Origin of the sequence: Micromonospora sp. NPDC049081 (assembly GCF_040648835.1) — a bacterium.
GTDB lineage: Bacteria > Actinomycetota > Actinomycetes > Mycobacteriales > Micromonosporaceae > Micromonospora > Micromonospora antibiotica.
This window is the reverse complement of record NZ_JBEZEK010000001.1, coordinates 248,772-263,706: the sequence shown is the minus strand read 5'-3', so window position 1 is coordinate 263,706 and position 14,935 is coordinate 248,772. Positions and strand designations below refer to the sequence as shown.

Sequence of the window (14,935 nt, the reverse complement as noted above, 5' to 3'; positions counted from 1 at the left end):
CGCGCCTGCCCCGACCACCTGCGGGTGGTCGGGGCAGGCACCACCGGCGCGACCAAGAAAGGAACGGAGTTTCCGTGGTGAGCATCTTCGTGTCCGTCGCGGCGTACCGCGACCCGGAACTGGTGCCGACGGTGCTGGACTGCCTCGCGAAGGCCGACCGACCGGACGACCTGCGCATCGTGGTCAACTGGCAGCATCTCGGCGACGAGGACGTGTCGGTGTTGCACGCCGATCCCCGGGTCACCGTGCTGGAGTTCGACGCCCGGAGCAGCCGCGGCGTGTGCTGGGCCCGGGCACAGATCCAGCGCCACTACGTCGACTCCGACTGGTACCTCCAGGTCGACAGCCACACCCGCTTCGCGCCCGGCTGGGACACCCGGCTGATCGCGATGGCCGCGCAGACCGGTGCGGACAAACCGATCCTGACCTGCTATCCCCCCACCTACGACCCGGCGGACGAGTTCACCGGTGGCGGCGAACCCACCCTGATCTTCCTCGATGGCTGGACCCACGACGACCTGCCCCGGTTCAAACACTTCCAGATCGCGGACTGGCAGCAGGCGACCGCACCGGTCCCGGCCCGTTTCGTGGCCGCAGGATTCCTCTTCGCCCCCGGCTCGTTCGTCCGCGAGGTGCCCTACGACGGGCGCATCTACTACCAGGGCGAGGAGATAAACCTGGCCACCCGCGCCTTCACCTGGGGCTACGACCTGTTCCACCCGGTCGAGGTGCTGGCCTGGCACTACTACATCCGGGAGAATCAGGTCCGGCACTGGATGGACCACCAGGCACCGGGCGAGGATCACTGGTACGACCTGGATCGGGCCGCCCGCCGCCGGGTACGGACCCTGCTGCGCTACCCCATGGTGGGCGGCTACGGCACCGGCCCGGTCCGCCCGATGACGGCCTACCAGGAGTACGCGGGCGTCGACTTCGAGCGGCGTACCGCGACGGCCGAGACGCTGGCCGGTCGGCTACCGGCCGCCTGGAAACCGATGCCGGAGCGGGAGATGCCGGCGGGTGCGGTGGGTGACCTCCCGCCGGGTGGCGGTCTGCCCGGTCGGTGACCGTGGTGGCGGCGGTCATGTCACCGTCGCGCCAGGCGTCCAGGTGCACGCCCCCGCCCCGCTGGCCTTCGCCCACCGTGGGGGTGCCGCCGGGCCTACCGACGTCAGTGCGGCACAGCGGGGATGACCCACACCAGCATGAGGAACAGCGGTGCAGCGGCGAGGGTTCCGCGGATGACGGGCCAGCCGATCCGGCCGCTTCTGCTCGGAAAGCTCGGAAAAAGCCAGAGCAGGATCAGACCGGTGATCAGAGGGACGAGCAGTAACGGCGCCCCGACGGTGAGCCCGAAGATCACCATCTCCACCCACGGTGATTCGTCATGGTCCACCCGTTCGTGAGATTGCTGGCTCAGCACGACGATGTAGGCGGCGACCACCAGCAGGTGCCAGCCGAGCAGGACCACGAACGGAGGGACCGGATCCGTTTGCCAGTGTCATGCGTGTAGATCTCTTGCACGTGGTTCCTCCCAGGAGGGCAGCCGAGCGTCACCGCTCTATCGCTAGCAGTGGAACCCGAGCTGATCCAGCCGGCGCCTACATGTGCGGTCGTCCCGACATGATCAGCTGATTGATACGCCGGACCTCGCCGGGCAGCGTGAAGAGGTCGATCAGCGGACCGATGCCCAGGCAACCGAGCGTCAGGAGGTAGACGACTGCGCGCCTGGTCACGCCGAGGTAGAAGTAGTGGCCGCCGAACAAACCGAGGAAGACCAACAGCAGGTACGCGACGGCGAGAGATTTCGGCTGTGCCGGCTGGGTCACTGTTTCCCCTGATCGATAGGGTTTCCGGGCCTGTCAACAGGTCCGCGGATGGTCCGGGCCGACTGAACCAGGACGGCGCCACGATACCTGTCGGACCTCCTTGCATTGATGCCCGTCGGCGTTCGACGGCGTTGTTGCCGATCTGCAGCGCGACGGTGCTGATCGATTCCGGCCGTGCCGCCCCGCTGGCACCTGCCGCAGGCGCGGCCGTCCCGATCGGTCGAGCACGACGGGCATCAACGGCCGACCACGCTCCAACAGATTGATTCGACTCAATTGATGGGCGAGAATGGCAGGATCAGGGGCCGTCATCGCCCGTCTCCCTCGTCCGGTCGGGAGGAGGTGTCGAGCATGGAACGCTACGAGGACCTCGAAGGAACCGCTGTGGGTCTGATCAACGCCGTCATCAACTGACGTCGCCGGTCACCAACCGGGCGGGCACGGGCTGTCACCTCACCGCGTGTCCGCCCCTCGGCACCGAACCAACCAACCGACCGGGCGGGAGGACAGGGGTGGCCCACCTCACCTGGCGGGACCCGGCGGCACTGCCGCTGCGCCCGCTCATCGACCTGACCGCCGATCCCACGGTTGTGCCGTCCCTGGTCGCCGAAACGGCACTGTTCTGCGCCGACCGGGACGACCCCTGCGGCTGGCTGCCCGTCCACGTGCCGCCCGCCGACCTGCGTCGCACGATGCGCCGCACCGGCCTGCTCGATGCCACGGACCCACTCGTCGTCCCACCCGGGGTGGCGGAGCGACTCACGATCGAGGACCACGCCGGCCTGCTGTGGGCGGCCCGACTGATGCGCGCACTGGGCCGCCGGGAGGACGCCGCGACCCTGCTGCGCCGCATCGGTTCCGACGCGCCGCCCCCGGTGTACGCCTGGCGGAATCTCCTGCTCGCCGAGGACGGCCGGCAACCACCGCCCCCGGTGCCACCCGAGGCGGCGGGCCTGCCGGTCCGCCTCACCACCGCACTCGCCCACGCCAGGTCCGCCGTGACCAACGGGCAACCGGCCACCGAGGCGCTCACCACGGCAGAATCCCTGGCTACTGCCCTGACCGGCGACCGGATCGGGGTGATCGTCCGGGCCCGGGTCCTCACCGCGCGACTGCGCTCCCCGGCCGAGCCGGTGCCGGACGCCGACACGGTCCGCGCTGTCGCCCACGACCTGGGAACGGACCGGACCGACCTCCTCGCCCGCGACGCCGCACTGGCGCTGCTGCGGGCCGCCACCCGAGCCGCCCGGAACGGGACCGGTGCCGGGCCGGCGTACGAGTTCGCCAGCGCCGCCCTGGACCTCGATCCCACCGGCGCGGCGACCCGGCTCCTCGCGGCGGACGCGGCCCGGGCGGCGGGCGACCGGGAGACGGCCCGTACCCACTACCGGGTGGCCGTCCGCACCGGCCTGGCCGAGCGGACCACCGCGCTGGCCGGACTGCTCGACCTGGCGACCCCCACCGCGCCCGGCGCGGACAACGAGCCCACCGGCGGGTTGGCTCCAGCAGCGGACACCGGCGAGCTGGTCGGGGCGCTGGCCGACCTGCTCGCCACGGACCGCCGTGCCGAACGGGACCGGTTGGCGGTGCTCGTGGCGCGACGTCCGGCGTTGGACGGCACAGCCTGCGCCGACGCGGTACGGTGGGCGGTCGCGGCGCAGGCTGGTCCCACCGCCGTGGCGCGTCCGCTTCCGCTGGAGCGCTACCGGCCGTTCCTCGATCTGCATCCGAGCGCGATCCTCGACCCGGTCGACACACCGCCGGTCGCGATCCACACGCCACTCATGTCGTACGCCGCCGTGCTGGAGCGTCGCGAGCCCTGGTTCCGGGAGATCCACCCGCAGCGGGCCACGGCCGCCATGTTGCGCGACGAACTACAGGCGACAGCAGCGGTGTACGGGTACGCCTCCGATGCCGCCTCGGCCGACTACGCGACGTGGCTGGCGGCACCGGACGGCTGCCCGCCCGGGGTGCGGGACCGGCTGGCCAACGTGTCGGACCTGCCGCTGCTGGACCGGGCGTTGCTGGGCCGGCTGCTGTCCGCGCTGGGTTTCCACGCCGAGGCCAAGCGGATTGTCCCCGGGCCGGACGTGCCGGTACGCGACCCCGAGAGCGCGTACGCGCTGGCCAGCTGGATCTTCGCCGAGCAGATGCTCACCACGGGACACGCGGCCGAGCTGGAGCCGCACTTCCGCACCCTGTACGACCAGCTCGGCGACGACGTCCGGTACGCCCGCACGCGGGTGGTCACCACCATCAACGCCACCGTCAACGCGGCCCGACGCCGGGAGCCCGACACCATCGCCCGGTGGCGCAAACTCGGCGAGGAGGACCTGGCCCGGTACACCGCGCTGCCCGAGGTGTCCGAGTTCGACGCTGCGATCATGACCAGCAGATGGTTCCGGGCCATGGGGTTCCTGCCGTTCCTCACCGGCGACGGTGACCTCCTGCGGGCCGACATGGACCGGTGGCTCGGCATCGCCCGGGAGGTGACGGGGCACGACGGGCACACCCGGGTCATCGCCGCCGACAACTACTTCCCGGCCGTGGAGACCGCCGTGCGCACCCACACCCACCTCGGCGAACGCGACACCGCACTGGCCCTGGTGGACGAGTTGGCGCAGCGGATCGACCCGATCGACCCGAAGACCTGGCTCACCGCGGGCGAGCTGCGGTACCAGGCCGGCGACCACCGTGGCGCGCTTGAGGCGTACCTGCGGGCCGCGCACCTGCAGTTCCCGTACGGCCGGATCTCCTGGTTCAACGCCGGCCAGGTGCACGAGCAGCTGGGCCGGGCGGACCTGGCCGCCGAGTGCTACCGCCTGTCGCTCGGGCACTGGCCGACCGGGGTGACGCCGCTGCGCCGGCTGCGTGACCTGCACCTGCGCGGTCTGCTGCCCGACGACGGAGGAGTGCTGGCGGCCTGGATCGCGGGCCAACCGGCGTGGCCGCAGCTGCCCGCGTTCACGGGGTGAGCCGGGTGGGGGTGCCGCCCTACGGGGCGCAGCGCGAACTGCTGCTGCTCAGCGACACCGACGAGGCCGGCCTGCCCCGGCACAACCCGATGCCCCGGGCCTGGACGCTGTGGCACGTCCGGGGCGAGGTGGACGTGCCGCGCCTGGCCGCCGCCATGCGGGCCGTCGCCGCCGGCAACGACGTGTGGCGGGCCCGGTTCGCCGGAGGCCCGGAGCTGGTGTACGGACCCGAGCAGCCCTTCCCGGTGACCACGGTGGACTGTGCCGACGTGCCGGCGGACCAGCTGCCGGAGGTGGCCGGGGCGGCGCTCGGCGAGGCGGTGTACGCGCCGATCGACCTGCGCCACGACCCGCTGGCCGGCGCCTGCCTGGTGCGGCTGGCCCCGGACGAGCACGCCCTCGCCCTCGTGGTGGACCACGGCTTCGCCGACCACGCGACACACACCCGGTTCGTGCGCCGGACGGCTGCGGCGTACCAGCATCCGGAGCGCACGCCGTCGCCGCTGCCGTCGTTCTTCGCGCACGCGGCCGAGGTCGCCGCCGATCCGCGCCGGGCGGCGTCCCGGGAATTCTGGGCGCAGGCGATGAGCCGGGACGTTCCCGCCGTCGCCTTCCCCGGCGGGCGCTGGAAACCGTGGCGGGACACCACCGCCACCGCCGCCTGGCCGCTGCGGCTCGACGGCGCAACCACCCGGGCCATCCGGTACGGCCGGGACCTCACCGGCGCGACCGGCTCCGGTCTGCTCCTGTCGGCCCTGTCGTTCCTGCTGGAACTCTGGGCCGACGCGCACGTCCCGGTGCTGTACGCGCGGGGCGGCCGGTGGACCCGGGAGAGCGTCGAGGTGCCCGGCGCGCTGCACGAGGCCGTGGTGAGCGTCCCGCCGGACCACCTGCCCTCCGCCTCGCTCGCCGACCGGGTCCGTGCTCTCACCGCCGTCAACGCCGCCGCGCCGCCGCTGCTCGGCCAGTGGCTCACCGACTTCGGTGGGGTGGAAGCCCTGCGGGAACGGCGTCGGCTCGTGCTCAACGTGGTGGCGGCGGAACCCACCGTCACGCTGGGCAACGCCACGATCGGCCCGGCGGGCCGGCTGCTGCGCGGCAGCGTACGCCCGCCCGCAGGTCGGCACGGTTTCCCCGCCCACAACGCGCTGCACCTGGCGGTGACGTGGTCGGCCGAGCAGCCCGAGGTGACCGTCCACCACGACCCCGAGGTGCTGCCGGCCGCCGCTCCGGTCGGTGCCGCCCTGGTCCGGTTCTTCGCGCTACTGGCCGAGCAACCCGACATCGCCGCCGACCGGGCCGCCGACCTGCTACGGGCAATATGGCTACGGGCGGCCGACACCCCGACCACGGCCGCGTCGACCTGACGTGACTCACCACCGTGGCGGGCTGCTCCGGCAGCACGACTTCCGGTCCCTGTGGCTCGGGGCGGTCGCGAGCCACTTCGGTGCGCGGATGGCCCTGGTGGCGCTGCCGTTGGTGGCGGCCGGTCCGATGCACGCCTCCGCCTGGCAGGTGGGCCTGGTCGGCACCCTGGGCACGGTGGCGTTCCTGGTCGTCGGCCTGCCCGCCGGCGCGGTCGTCGACCGGGTGCGGCAACGGCGGCTGCTCATCGGCACCGACCTGGGGCGGGCCGCGCTCATCGCCTTGCTGGCCGTGCCGGCGGCACCGGGCGGGGTGGCGCTCGGCCAGCTGTACGTCGTCGTCCTCGGCGTCGGGGTGCTCACCGTGTTCTTCGACGTCGCGCACCAGAGCTACCTGCCCCGGGTGGTACGGACCGACGAGCTGGTCGAGGGCAACGCCCGGCTGAGCACCACCCTCGCCGTGGCGCAGATCGCCGGGCCCGCACTGGCCGGGCTGGCCGTAGAGCTGGCCGGCACCGGCCCCGCCGTCCTGCTGATCGCGGCGGGCTTCGCCGGGTCCGCCGCGTACCTGACCCGGATCCGGGCAGCCGATCCGCGGCCCGCCACCACCGGCCGGTCCCGGCTCGCCGGGCAGATCCGCGACGGCGTGACCTACGTGCTGCGCCACCCGGTGCTGCGGGTGCTGGCGCTGGCCGGCGGCGCGTACAACATGTTCGCCCTGGTGGTGCAGACCATGGTGCCGGTGCGGCTGGTCAGCGAGCTGGGCGCGTCCCCGGCGACGGCCAGCGCCTACTTCAGCGCGGGCGGCGCCGGCGGCATCCTCGGCGCGGTCGTGGCCCGGCGGCTGACCCGCCGGCTCGGGCAGCACCGCTCGGTCTGGCTCTGCCTCCTCGCCACCGCGCCGTTCGCCCTGCTCACCCCCCTGATCGACAGCGCCGGCGGGATCTGGTTGGCCGCCGGCGGCTACCTGCTGCTGTGGGCGGGAGCGACAGCCTCCAACGTGGCCCAGGTCAGTCTGCGCCAACAGTTGTGCCCGCCCGGACTGCTCGGCCGGATGAACGCCACCATGCGGTTCCTGCTTGGCGGGGCGATGCCGGTGGGCGCGCTGCTGGGCACCGTGCTGGGGGCCGCCGCCGGTGCCCGGGCAGCCCTGTGGGTGGGTGCGGCCGGTCTGCTCCTGTCCTGCCTGCCGCTGCTGCGCCTGCGTGTCCCCGTCGACCGGCAGCCCGCTTGAGCCTCAGCGTCGAGGATCCGATCTCGGTGGGTCGCTCGATGGTGCGGCAGGGCGCTGTCGATCTCAGGGGCCCTCTACGGCTGATGGTGTTGCTTTCAGCGCGGCAGCGAGGGCGTCGGTGAGTTCGTCATCACCGGCACCGAGGAGGCGACCGGCGATGACGAACTCACGGGCCCGCAGGGTCAGGGCTTCGAGACGGGCGTCCGGCTGCAGGACGGCTGCGGAAGCCACCCGGGTGCCGGCCGCCCGTCTGGTGACGACCAGGCCGGCCGCCTCCAGCTCCTGGTATGCGCGAGCCACGGTTCCGTTGGCCAGCCCCAGGTCGGCGGCGAGTTGCCTGACCGTCGGGAGTCGCTGCCCTGCCGCGAGCACTCCCCACCGGATGAGCTCGGCGATCTGCTGACGGACCTGCTCGAACGGGGGAACAGCCGAGGACGGGTTGATCCGGATGGCGGGGCCGCTTGTCATCCGGGTACCCCGTCGGCACCGATGTGGCTGGCAGCACCGGTCACGGCGTCGGGGAGCCGGTGCGGGGCCATCACCAGGGCACCCGCATAGCCGCCGAAGATGATCAGGCCGAGCCCGGCAAGGAGGCTGAGGGCGAGGCCCCAGGCAGGTGAGCCACCAGCGCGCCAATCCCACTGGCGATCGGCGTACCAGAAGGCGAGGGTGGTGAACACGATGGCGAACACCGCCGTGCAGGTGTAGACCGTGCGGCGGATGGCGGCGTGACGCCAGGCGTTGTCCGCTGTCGCGTCCGCCTCGTCGGCTCCCGCCTGGGGAGCACGAACGATCAGCCATACGGTGACGATGGTCAGGGCGGCGGTGACACCAAGAGTGATCAGTGTGCTCGTGAGGCTGACCGGTGCCGCGGTGCCGAAGTACTTGACTTCGTGGTCAGGGCGTTCGGGGGTGGGGAAGCCGGCAAAGAGCACGATGCCGACCCCGAGCAGCGCGACCACGACGACCTCCCGTCTCGGCGCGTAATCGCGGACGCGTCGGGGAACCAGGCTGGCGGTGCCGCGGCCGCGGCCCGGTCGTGGTGTGACGGCTTCGCTGGCGAGGGAGCCGAGGAGAGTCGCCAGGACCAGGGCGATCGGAGCCAGATCAAACAGGTAGGTGCGGGTCAGCGCGAAGGCGGTCCCCACACCGACGGCCATCCCGACCATTCGATACCGGCCACCAGTGGTCATGACCCCTCCTTGTATCGAAATACTGATACAAGAGTAACCATCTCCATGCCCCGTGTCACCCCCTGTGCACGTGACGGTGCCGGAAAAGCAACCGGATGCGCAGGCGTCGCCAGCGAACCGGGCCCTGATGTCGTCTTCGGTGGGCGAAGCAGGGGCGTTCAGGTCACCAGCCCGGTCCGGTACGCGTACACCACCGCCTGCACCCGGTCGCGTAGGTCGAGTTTGGTGAGGATGCGCGACACGTACGTCTTGACGGTCTCCTGACTGATCACCAGCCGGGCCGCTATCTCGCTGTTGGACAGGCCGTCGGCGATCAGGCGCAGCACCTCCAACTCGCGCCGGGTCAGGCCCGTGTCGTCCGGGGTGCCCTCGGCGGGTCGGATGCGTGCGGCGTACCGGCCGACGAGTTGCCGGGTCACCTCGGGTGCCAGCAGCGCGGCCCCGCTGGCGACGGTGCGGATGCCGTGCAGCAGCTGCGCTGGCGGCGCGTCCTTGAGCAGGAAGCCGCTCGCTCCGGCGCGCAGCGCCTCATAGACGTACTCGTCGAGGTTGAACGTCGTCACCACGAGCACCTTGACCGGGTCGGCTGTCCCGCTGCCGGCCAGTAGGCGGGTCGCCGCGATGCCGTCGAGGACCGGCATCCGCACGTCCATCACCACCACGTCCGGGTGCAGCCGGCCGGCGAGGTCGACCGCCGCACGCCCGTTGCCGCACTCGCCCACCACCGCCAGGTCGGGTTGAGCGCCGATGATCGTCGCGAAGCCGGTACGGATCAGCGCCTGGTCGTCGCAGACCAGCACCCGGATCGGCGCGGTCACGACGCGTCACCGGTGGGGATGCGGGCCCGGACGACGAAGCCGTCATCGTCCCGGCGTTGCGCGCTGAACTCGCCGCCGAGCACGGTGACGCGTTCGCGCAGCCCGGTCAGGCCGCGTCCACTCCCACCCGGGCCTGCGGGGTGCGTACCCGGGCCGTCGGTGTCGATCTCCACCGTGATCTCCCTCTTCCCGTGGCGGACGTGCACGGCGGTGCGGCTGCCGTGGGCGTACTTCAGGGCGTTCGTCAGCGCCTCCCGCACGACCCGGTAGGCGGCGGCCTCCGCGCCGCCGACGGTCCCGGCGGGGCTGCCCTCCTGGGTGAACTCCACCGGCTGCCCGGCCTGCCGGGTCTGCTCGACCAGAGCGTGCAACGCGCCGACGGACGGCACCCGCGGGTCGCCGTGGTGGTCGGGGTTGAGCAGGTCGAGCAGGATCCGCAGGTCGGTGATGGCTCGCCGGCCGGTGTCGCTGATGGCGGTGAGGGTGGTGTCGAGACGGTCCGGGGCAGCCGTCAGGTAGCGCGCCGCCTCGGCCTGCACGACCATCGCCGTCACGTGGTGGGTCACGATGTCGTGCAGTTCACCGGCGATGCGGGCACGTTCCGTGGCGCGGGCGGCCGCAGCGGCCACCCGGCGGCGCTCGACCTCGGCGGCCCGGCTCTGCCGCAGCCAGGCCCCGACCCCCCAGGCGAGGGTCGACGCCAGGTAGAACGTGAGGAAACCACCCACGCCCTCCGTCGACCCCTGCCGGTGCAGGGCGACGGCCAGGGCGACGTACGCGGCGGAGCCCACGACCACGGTGGTACGCCGACGACGTTGCAGGTGGACGCCGGCGCTGAGCAACGCGACGGCAAGCGCGGTGCCCGCGACCGTGTGGTAGGCGCGTACCTGGTCGATGGCGAAGCCGACGGACACCAGGGCGAGGCAGATCCCGGGCCATCGCCGCCGGACGGCCAGCGGGAGGCACTCCAGGGCGATCGCCACCACGGCCAGCGCGTCGAACGGGCGGCCGGGCAGGTCGCCGAGTTGCGTGCTGCGGTCCTGCAATACCGGCAGCGGCGCGCAGGCGAGGGCGATCAGCAGCGCCAGCGGGAGGTCCCGGACCGTGACGGGCCAGCGCCGCCACCGGTCCGCAAGCGTCCGCAGGTCGATCATCAGGAGACGGTAACGTCTGCCGCCGGCGCGTCGACCGGGCGGCGGCGCGGCACGATACGACCCCTGCGGTGGGCCAGCCCCAGGAACACCACGGTCAGCACCAGCCCCGCCAGCACCGTGCAGAGGCTGGCCTCCGGGCCGAAGTCGCCGCCGCTGAGCAGCGTCGGGCCCGACATGCTGGCGTCCAGCAGCCCCGTCGACTCACCGTTTCCGGAGACCACGACGCTGAAGATTCCCGCGGCGGCGAAGTTCCACCCGAAGTGCAGCCCGATCGGCACCCACAGGGTGCGGGTGGCGGCGTAGCAGGCGGCGAGCAGGAAACCCGCCTCGATGGTGACGGCGGTCGCGCCCCACAGGTTGGCGTCGGGGTTGGCCAGGTGGATCAGGCCGAACAGCACCCCGGTCACCAGCAGCGACAGCCAGGTCCCGAGGCGTTCCTCGACGAGGCGGAAGAGCAGGCCCCGGAAGAGCACCTCCTCGGTCACGGCCGCGGCCGCCATGAACCCGAACAACCCCACCACGCCGGTCACCGGGCCCACGCCGTGCACGTGGTAGCCGCCCAGCAGGGCGATGATGACGATGACGACGGTGAACATGGCGCACCCGGTCAACGTCCCCCGGGCGATCCGGGCGCCGGCGCCGGCCCGGGCCAGTTCCGTGGCGTCCCGTCGTTCGGTACGGCGCACCACCCACCCGTACACGAGGAGCGTGGTCACGGCGGTCGCCGTACCGAGGAGCAGGGTGAGCCAGGGGTCGTCCTGCACCGCCGCGACGGCCCGGCTGCCGACGGCACCGGTAGCGACGACAGCCAGGACCTGCTTCAACACACGCATGATGGGGTTCCTCTGCAGGGTGCGCGGCCGGAGTGCCACGGTCACCTGGAACGCTAGGGATTCGCGGGCCGGGAATCGTCACCATGCGGTGGACACCTGCGGGTAGCTCGCACGGGGGACGAGGGTGGTGCCGTACGGGCCCGGGCCGCCGGCGCGCGACGGTCATCTCCCCGATCATGTCCGGTGTCGGGTCCGCGCGCCGGGCGACGCCGCGGGTGTCACCTGCGGCGGTGTGGGCCAGGCCATGTTTCGCCCCGGGGGAGAGGGGCATCTTGCGGCGGCGACCTACACAGGCCGCACGTCGCCCGAACGGGGAGGTACACGATGACGCTCGGCCGTCCGGAGCCGTCGCCCGTGGTCGACCGCGCATCAGGCCGGGGTGGGCTGCGGTCCGGCCGACCGCCCCGGGCAGTGGGGACCGGATGCTGACCGCCGGCGGTGAGGACCCGGGGACGGCGTTCCGGTCGGCCGTTCACGCCGGGCTTCTCGACCTGCCGTCACCCGGCGGTGGACGCACGCGTGAACGCTTCCTGCGCTTCGTCGAACTCGGCCGCGCCGACCTGACGTTGGCCCGGCTGGGGGAGGGGCACGCCGACGCCCTGGCGATCCTCGCCGAGCTAGACGCGTCGGTCGATCCCGGGTGGCGTCGCGAGCCGTGGGGCGTCTGGGCGGCAGCACCGGCTTCGGTCACCGCGACCCGGGACGGCGACCGGTGGCGGTTGACCGGTCACCGGCCGTGGTGCTCCGGGGCGGGTCTGCTGTCCCGGGCTCTGGTCACCGCGACCGCCGACGACGGCGTCCGGCTGTTCGTGATCGAGGTCGACGCGGCCGGGGTCACCCCGGTGGCCGACACGTGGCCCGCCGTCGGCATGGCCGCCAGCGACAGCCGTACCGTCAGCTTCGACGGCGTGACCGCCCTGCCCGTCGGCGGGCCCGGCAGCTACACCGCGCGGCCGGGTTTCTGGCACGGCGGGCTGGGGGTCGCGGCGTGCTGGTACGGCGGTGCGGTCGGGGTCGCCGACACCCTGCACGACGCGGCGCGGCACCGCCGCCTCAGCCCGCACGCCATGGCGCACCTCGGGGCGGTCGACGCGGCCCTGACCGCCGCCCGAGCGGTCCTGCTCGCCGCCGCCGACGAGGTCGACGCGAAGCCCACCGGGGACGCGGACCGGTTGGCGCACCAGGTGCGCGCCACCGTCGAGGTGACCGCCACCACCGTCGTCGACCGGGTCGGCAGGGCGCTGGGGGCGGGCCCGTTGTGTCAGGACGCCCACCACGCCCGACGGGTCGCCGACCTGACGGTGTACCTGCGGCAGAGCCACGCGGAGGCGGACCTGGCCCACCTCGGTGAACTGGTGGCGGCGGTCGGGGACCCCGGATGGTGAGGCCGATCGTCGACGCGGGCACCGACGAGGGCACCTGGCGTGCCTGGCCGGCACCTGCCGGATGGCCCGCACTGGCGTTGGCCGACCTGACGCCGACGGTGCCGCCGCTGGTCCTCGCCCCCCATCCCGACGACGAGGTGCTCGGTGTGGGTGGCCTGGTCGCGATGCTCGCCGGCGGTGTCGAGATCGCGGTCGTCACCGACGGCGAGGCCTCACATCCGGAATCCACGGTGCACTCGCGGGCGGCGCTGGCCGCGATCCGGCGGGCCGAGACGGTCACGGCCTGCGGGCTGCTCGGGGTCGCCCCCGCCGTCATCGAGCATCTCGGGCATCCCGACGGCGGTGTCGACGAAGCGGCGCTCACCGACGCGTTGACCACCCGGCTGGTGCCGGGCCGGTGGTGTGTCACGACGTGGCGCGGCGACGGACACCCCGACCACGAGGCGGTCGGACGGGCGGCTGCGGCCGCCTGCCGGCGTACGGGTGCGACGCTGCTGGAGTTCCCGGTGTGGATGTGGCACTGGGCCGGGCCGGACCATCCCGACGTGCCGTGGCACCGGGCACGCCGGCTCGACCTGACCGACGCGGCCAGATCAGCCAAGCGGGAAGCGGTCGACGCCTTCCGGAGCCAGGTGCTGCCGCTCGGGCCGGCACCCGCCGATGCCGCGATCCTGCCCCCGCACGTTCTCGCCCGCTTCGCGCGGCCCTACGAAACGGTGTTCGTGCCATGACCCCACCCGGCACCCCGGCCGAATACTTCGACGGCATGTACGCCGGGGCGGAGGACCCGTGGGGTTTCGCCACCCGCTGGTACGACCAGCGTAAGCACGACGTGACGGTGGCCTGTCTGCCGCGTCGGCGTTACCGGTCGGCATTCGAACCGGGGTGTTCGACAGGCATGCTCACCCGCCGCCTCGCCCAGCGGTGCGACCGGCTGCTGGCGGTCGACATCGCCGCCGCGCCGGTGGCGAGCGCCCGGGAGCGGCTGGCGGACCAGCCGCACGTACGGGTGGAGCGGATGCGCGTTCCCGACGAGTGGCCGGCCGTGCCGGACGACCGTTTCGACCTGGTCGTGCTCTCCGAGTTGGGTTACTACTTCGACGACGCCGGGTTGGATCGGCTGGTGGCCCGGACGGTGGACTCGCTCGCCCCCGGCGGCACGCTCGTGGCGGTGCACTGGCGGCCGGCGGTGGCCGAGCACGCCCGTGGTGGCGACGACGTGCACCGGCTGCTCGGCGGCGTGGCCGGTCTGGCGCGGACGGCCCGGCACGAGGAGGCCGACTTCCTCCTCGACGTGTTCCTCCGGGTGCCGCCGCCGGCCCGGTCCGTCGCACAGACCGACGGTCTGTGGTGAACCGGATGGCGGTCGTGGTGCCCGCCCACGACGAGCAGGTGTCGTTGCCCGGCTGTCTGACCTCCGTCCTCGACTCGCTGCGTCACCTGCCGGTGCGCTCGGAGGTGATCGTGGTGGCCGACGACTGCCGGGACGCCACGGCCGCCGTCGCCGAACGTCTCGGCGTCGTCGTGCTGACGGTGCGGGTCCGCAACGTCGGCCGGGCCCGCGCCGCCGGCATGGCGTACGCGCTGCGCAACGGTCCGCAGGGGTTGTGGCTCGCCACCACCGACGCGGACAGCCGGGTTCCCCGGCGGTGGGGCGGCTGGCAGTTGGGTCACGCCCGCGCCGGCACCGACCTGCTCGTCGGGACCGTGCGGGTCAGCGACTGGGCGCCGCGCTGCACGCAGGTCCGCGAACGCTTCGAGGACCGGTACCGGCAGGGGTTGACCGGCACCGGTCACCGGCATGTCCACGGTGCGAACCTGGGCTGCGCGGCCACCGCGTACGAGCGGCTGGGTGGATTCGCCGACCTGCGCCACGGCGAGGACCACGACCTGGTCGAGCGTGGTCGTCGCCAGGCCATGCGGGTCGTCACCGACGTCGCCTGTGCGGTACGGACCAGCGCCCGCCGCCACGGTCGGGCCCCGCACGGCTTCGCCGGCTACCTCGACGCCCTCGAAACCGACCTGCGGCCGCCGACGGTGGAGCCTGAGCGGACGCCGTGCGGCGGGTGAACCGGGGAGGTGGCGAAATGCCTTTGCCCCGGCGGCGCGCGGCGGGCGATAGTCGTCGCATGATCTCGTACCGGAAGGGC

General features: G+C 73.1%; 15 protein-coding genes. 8 read left to right on the top strand and 7 right to left on the bottom strand.

The window, feature by feature from the left end:
• Window positions 1-77 precede the first annotated feature (77 nt).
• Window positions 78-1,067: a GlcNAc-transferase family protein gene (locus tag AB0B63_RS00840; protein ID WP_357013439.1), complete on the top strand. Its 990-nt coding sequence runs from the start codon at window positions 78-80 to the stop codon at window positions 1,065-1,067.
• Between the two features lie 104 nt (window positions 1,068-1,171).
• Here AB0B63_RS00840 and AB0B63_RS00835 read toward each other — a convergent pair whose 3' ends face one another.
• Window positions 1,172-1,471 carry a hypothetical protein gene (locus tag AB0B63_RS00835; protein ID WP_357013436.1) on the bottom strand — a complete coding sequence of 100 codons (300 nt, stop codon included), beginning with the start codon at window positions 1,469-1,471 and terminating at the stop codon, window positions 1,172-1,174.
• Between the two features lie 130 nt (window positions 1,472-1,601).
• Entirely contained in the window at window positions 1,602-1,829 is a 228-nt protein-coding gene (locus AB0B63_RS00830) for a TM2 domain-containing protein (protein ID WP_357013433.1), read from the bottom strand.
• Window positions 1,830-2,341: 512 nt separating this feature from the next.
• Between AB0B63_RS00830 and AB0B63_RS00825 the strand changes: the two genes are divergently transcribed.
• Genes AB0B63_RS00825 through AB0B63_RS00815 form a run of 3 tightly spaced genes read left to right on the top strand, consistent with a single transcriptional unit; the run spans window position 2,342 to window position 7,402 of the window.
• Window positions 2,342-4,804: a tetratricopeptide repeat protein gene (locus AB0B63_RS00825; protein WP_357013431.1), complete on the top strand. Its 2,463-nt coding sequence runs from the start codon at window positions 2,342-2,344 to the stop codon at window positions 4,802-4,804.
• A gap of 5 nt (window positions 4,805-4,809) precedes the next feature.
• Window positions 4,810-6,171, top strand: coding sequence for a condensation domain-containing protein (locus AB0B63_RS00820; RefSeq protein WP_357013429.1), 1,362 nt, complete (start codon window positions 4,810-4,812; stop codon window positions 6,169-6,171).
• Window position 6,172: 1 nt separating this feature from the next.
• Entirely contained in the window at window positions 6,173-7,402 is a 1,230-nt protein-coding gene (locus AB0B63_RS00815) for an MFS transporter (RefSeq protein WP_357013427.1), read from the top strand.
• A 63-nt stretch (window positions 7,403-7,465) separates the two neighbouring features.
• On the opposite strand, the gene AB0B63_RS00810 is transcribed toward AB0B63_RS00815, so the two are convergent.
• The 5 genes from AB0B63_RS00810 to AB0B63_RS00790 all read right to left on the bottom strand — a co-directional run bounded on the left by AB0B63_RS00810 (window position 7,466) and on the right by AB0B63_RS00790 (window position 11,400).
• Window positions 7,466-7,870, bottom strand: a complete 405-nt coding sequence (locus AB0B63_RS00810; protein WP_357013424.1) for a GntR family transcriptional regulator — start codon at window positions 7,868-7,870, stop codon at window positions 7,466-7,468.
• Window positions 7,867-8,595: a hypothetical protein gene (locus tag AB0B63_RS00805; protein ID WP_357013422.1), complete on the bottom strand. Its 729-nt coding sequence runs from the start codon at window positions 8,593-8,595 to the stop codon at window positions 7,867-7,869. Before AB0B63_RS00805 ends, AB0B63_RS00810 begins: the two co-directional genes overlap by 4 nt.
• 158 nt (window positions 8,596-8,753) lie before the next feature.
• Window positions 8,754-9,413 carry a response regulator transcription factor gene (locus AB0B63_RS00800; protein WP_208567609.1) on the bottom strand — a complete coding sequence of 220 codons (660 nt, stop codon included), beginning with the start codon at window positions 9,411-9,413 and terminating at the stop codon, window positions 8,754-8,756.
• Window positions 9,410-10,567, bottom strand: coding sequence for a histidine kinase (locus AB0B63_RS00795; RefSeq protein WP_357013417.1), 1,158 nt, complete (start codon window positions 10,565-10,567; stop codon window positions 9,410-9,412). Before AB0B63_RS00795 ends, AB0B63_RS00800 begins: the two co-directional genes overlap by 4 nt.
• On the bottom strand, window positions 10,567-11,400 hold the full coding sequence (locus AB0B63_RS00790; protein ID WP_357013415.1) for a CPBP family intramembrane glutamic endopeptidase: 834 nt from the start codon (window positions 11,398-11,400) through the stop codon (window positions 10,567-10,569). The genes AB0B63_RS00795 and AB0B63_RS00790 overlap by 1 nt, the downstream gene beginning before the upstream one ends.
• A gap of 422 nt (window positions 11,401-11,822) precedes the next feature.
• Between AB0B63_RS00790 and AB0B63_RS00785 the strand changes: the two genes are divergently transcribed.
• From AB0B63_RS00785 to AB0B63_RS00770, 4 genes are read left to right on the top strand one after another with little or no spacing between them, the layout of a single operon-like run.
• The gene (locus AB0B63_RS00785) at window positions 11,823-12,785 is read left to right on the top strand and encodes an acyl-CoA dehydrogenase family protein (protein ID WP_357013413.1); all 963 of its coding nucleotides are present in this window, start codon (window positions 11,823-11,825) and stop codon (window positions 12,783-12,785) included.
• Window positions 12,779-13,516, top strand: coding sequence for a PIG-L family deacetylase (locus AB0B63_RS00780; protein ID WP_357013411.1), 738 nt, complete (start codon window positions 12,779-12,781; stop codon window positions 13,514-13,516). Before AB0B63_RS00785 ends, AB0B63_RS00780 begins: the two co-directional genes overlap by 7 nt.
• Complete coding sequence (locus tag AB0B63_RS00775) at window positions 13,513-14,139, top strand: SAM-dependent methyltransferase (RefSeq protein WP_357013409.1); 627 nt, start codon at window positions 13,513-13,515, stop codon at window positions 14,137-14,139. Before AB0B63_RS00780 ends, AB0B63_RS00775 begins: the two co-directional genes overlap by 4 nt.
• Before the next feature lie 5 nt (window positions 14,140-14,144).
• A complete protein-coding gene (locus tag AB0B63_RS00770; protein ID WP_357013407.1) occupies window positions 14,145-14,855 on the top strand; it encodes a glycosyltransferase in 711 nt (236 codons plus the stop codon).
• Window positions 14,856-14,935: the final 80 nt, after the last annotated feature.

Coding starts and splice junctions, on each gene's coding strand:
- AB0B63_RS00770 (WP_357013407.1), top strand. CDS start 14,145: ATGGCGGTCGTGGTGCCCGCCCACGACGAGCAGGTGTCGTTGCCCGGC.
- AB0B63_RS00775 (WP_357013409.1), top strand. CDS start 13,513: ATGACCCCACCCGGCACCCCGGCCGAATACTTCGACGGCATGTACGCC.
- AB0B63_RS00785 (WP_357013413.1), top strand. CDS start 11,823: ATGCTGACCGCCGGCGGTGAGGACCCGGGGACGGCGTTCCGGTCGGCC.
- AB0B63_RS00810 (WP_357013424.1), bottom strand. CDS start 7,870: ATGACAAGCGGCCCCGCCATCCGGATCAACCCGTCCTCGGCTGTTCCC.
- AB0B63_RS00780 (WP_357013411.1), top strand. CDS start 12,779: ATGGTGAGGCCGATCGTCGACGCGGGCACCGACGAGGGCACCTGGCGT.
- AB0B63_RS00790 (WP_357013415.1), bottom strand. CDS start 11,400: ATGCGTGTGTTGAAGCAGGTCCTGGCTGTCGTCGCTACCGGTGCCGTC.
- AB0B63_RS00805 (WP_357013422.1), bottom strand. CDS start 8,595: ATGACCACTGGTGGCCGGTATCGAATGGTCGGGATGGCCGTCGGTGTG.
- AB0B63_RS00795 (WP_357013417.1), bottom strand. CDS start 10,567: ATGATCGACCTGCGGACGCTTGCGGACCGGTGGCGGCGCTGGCCCGTC.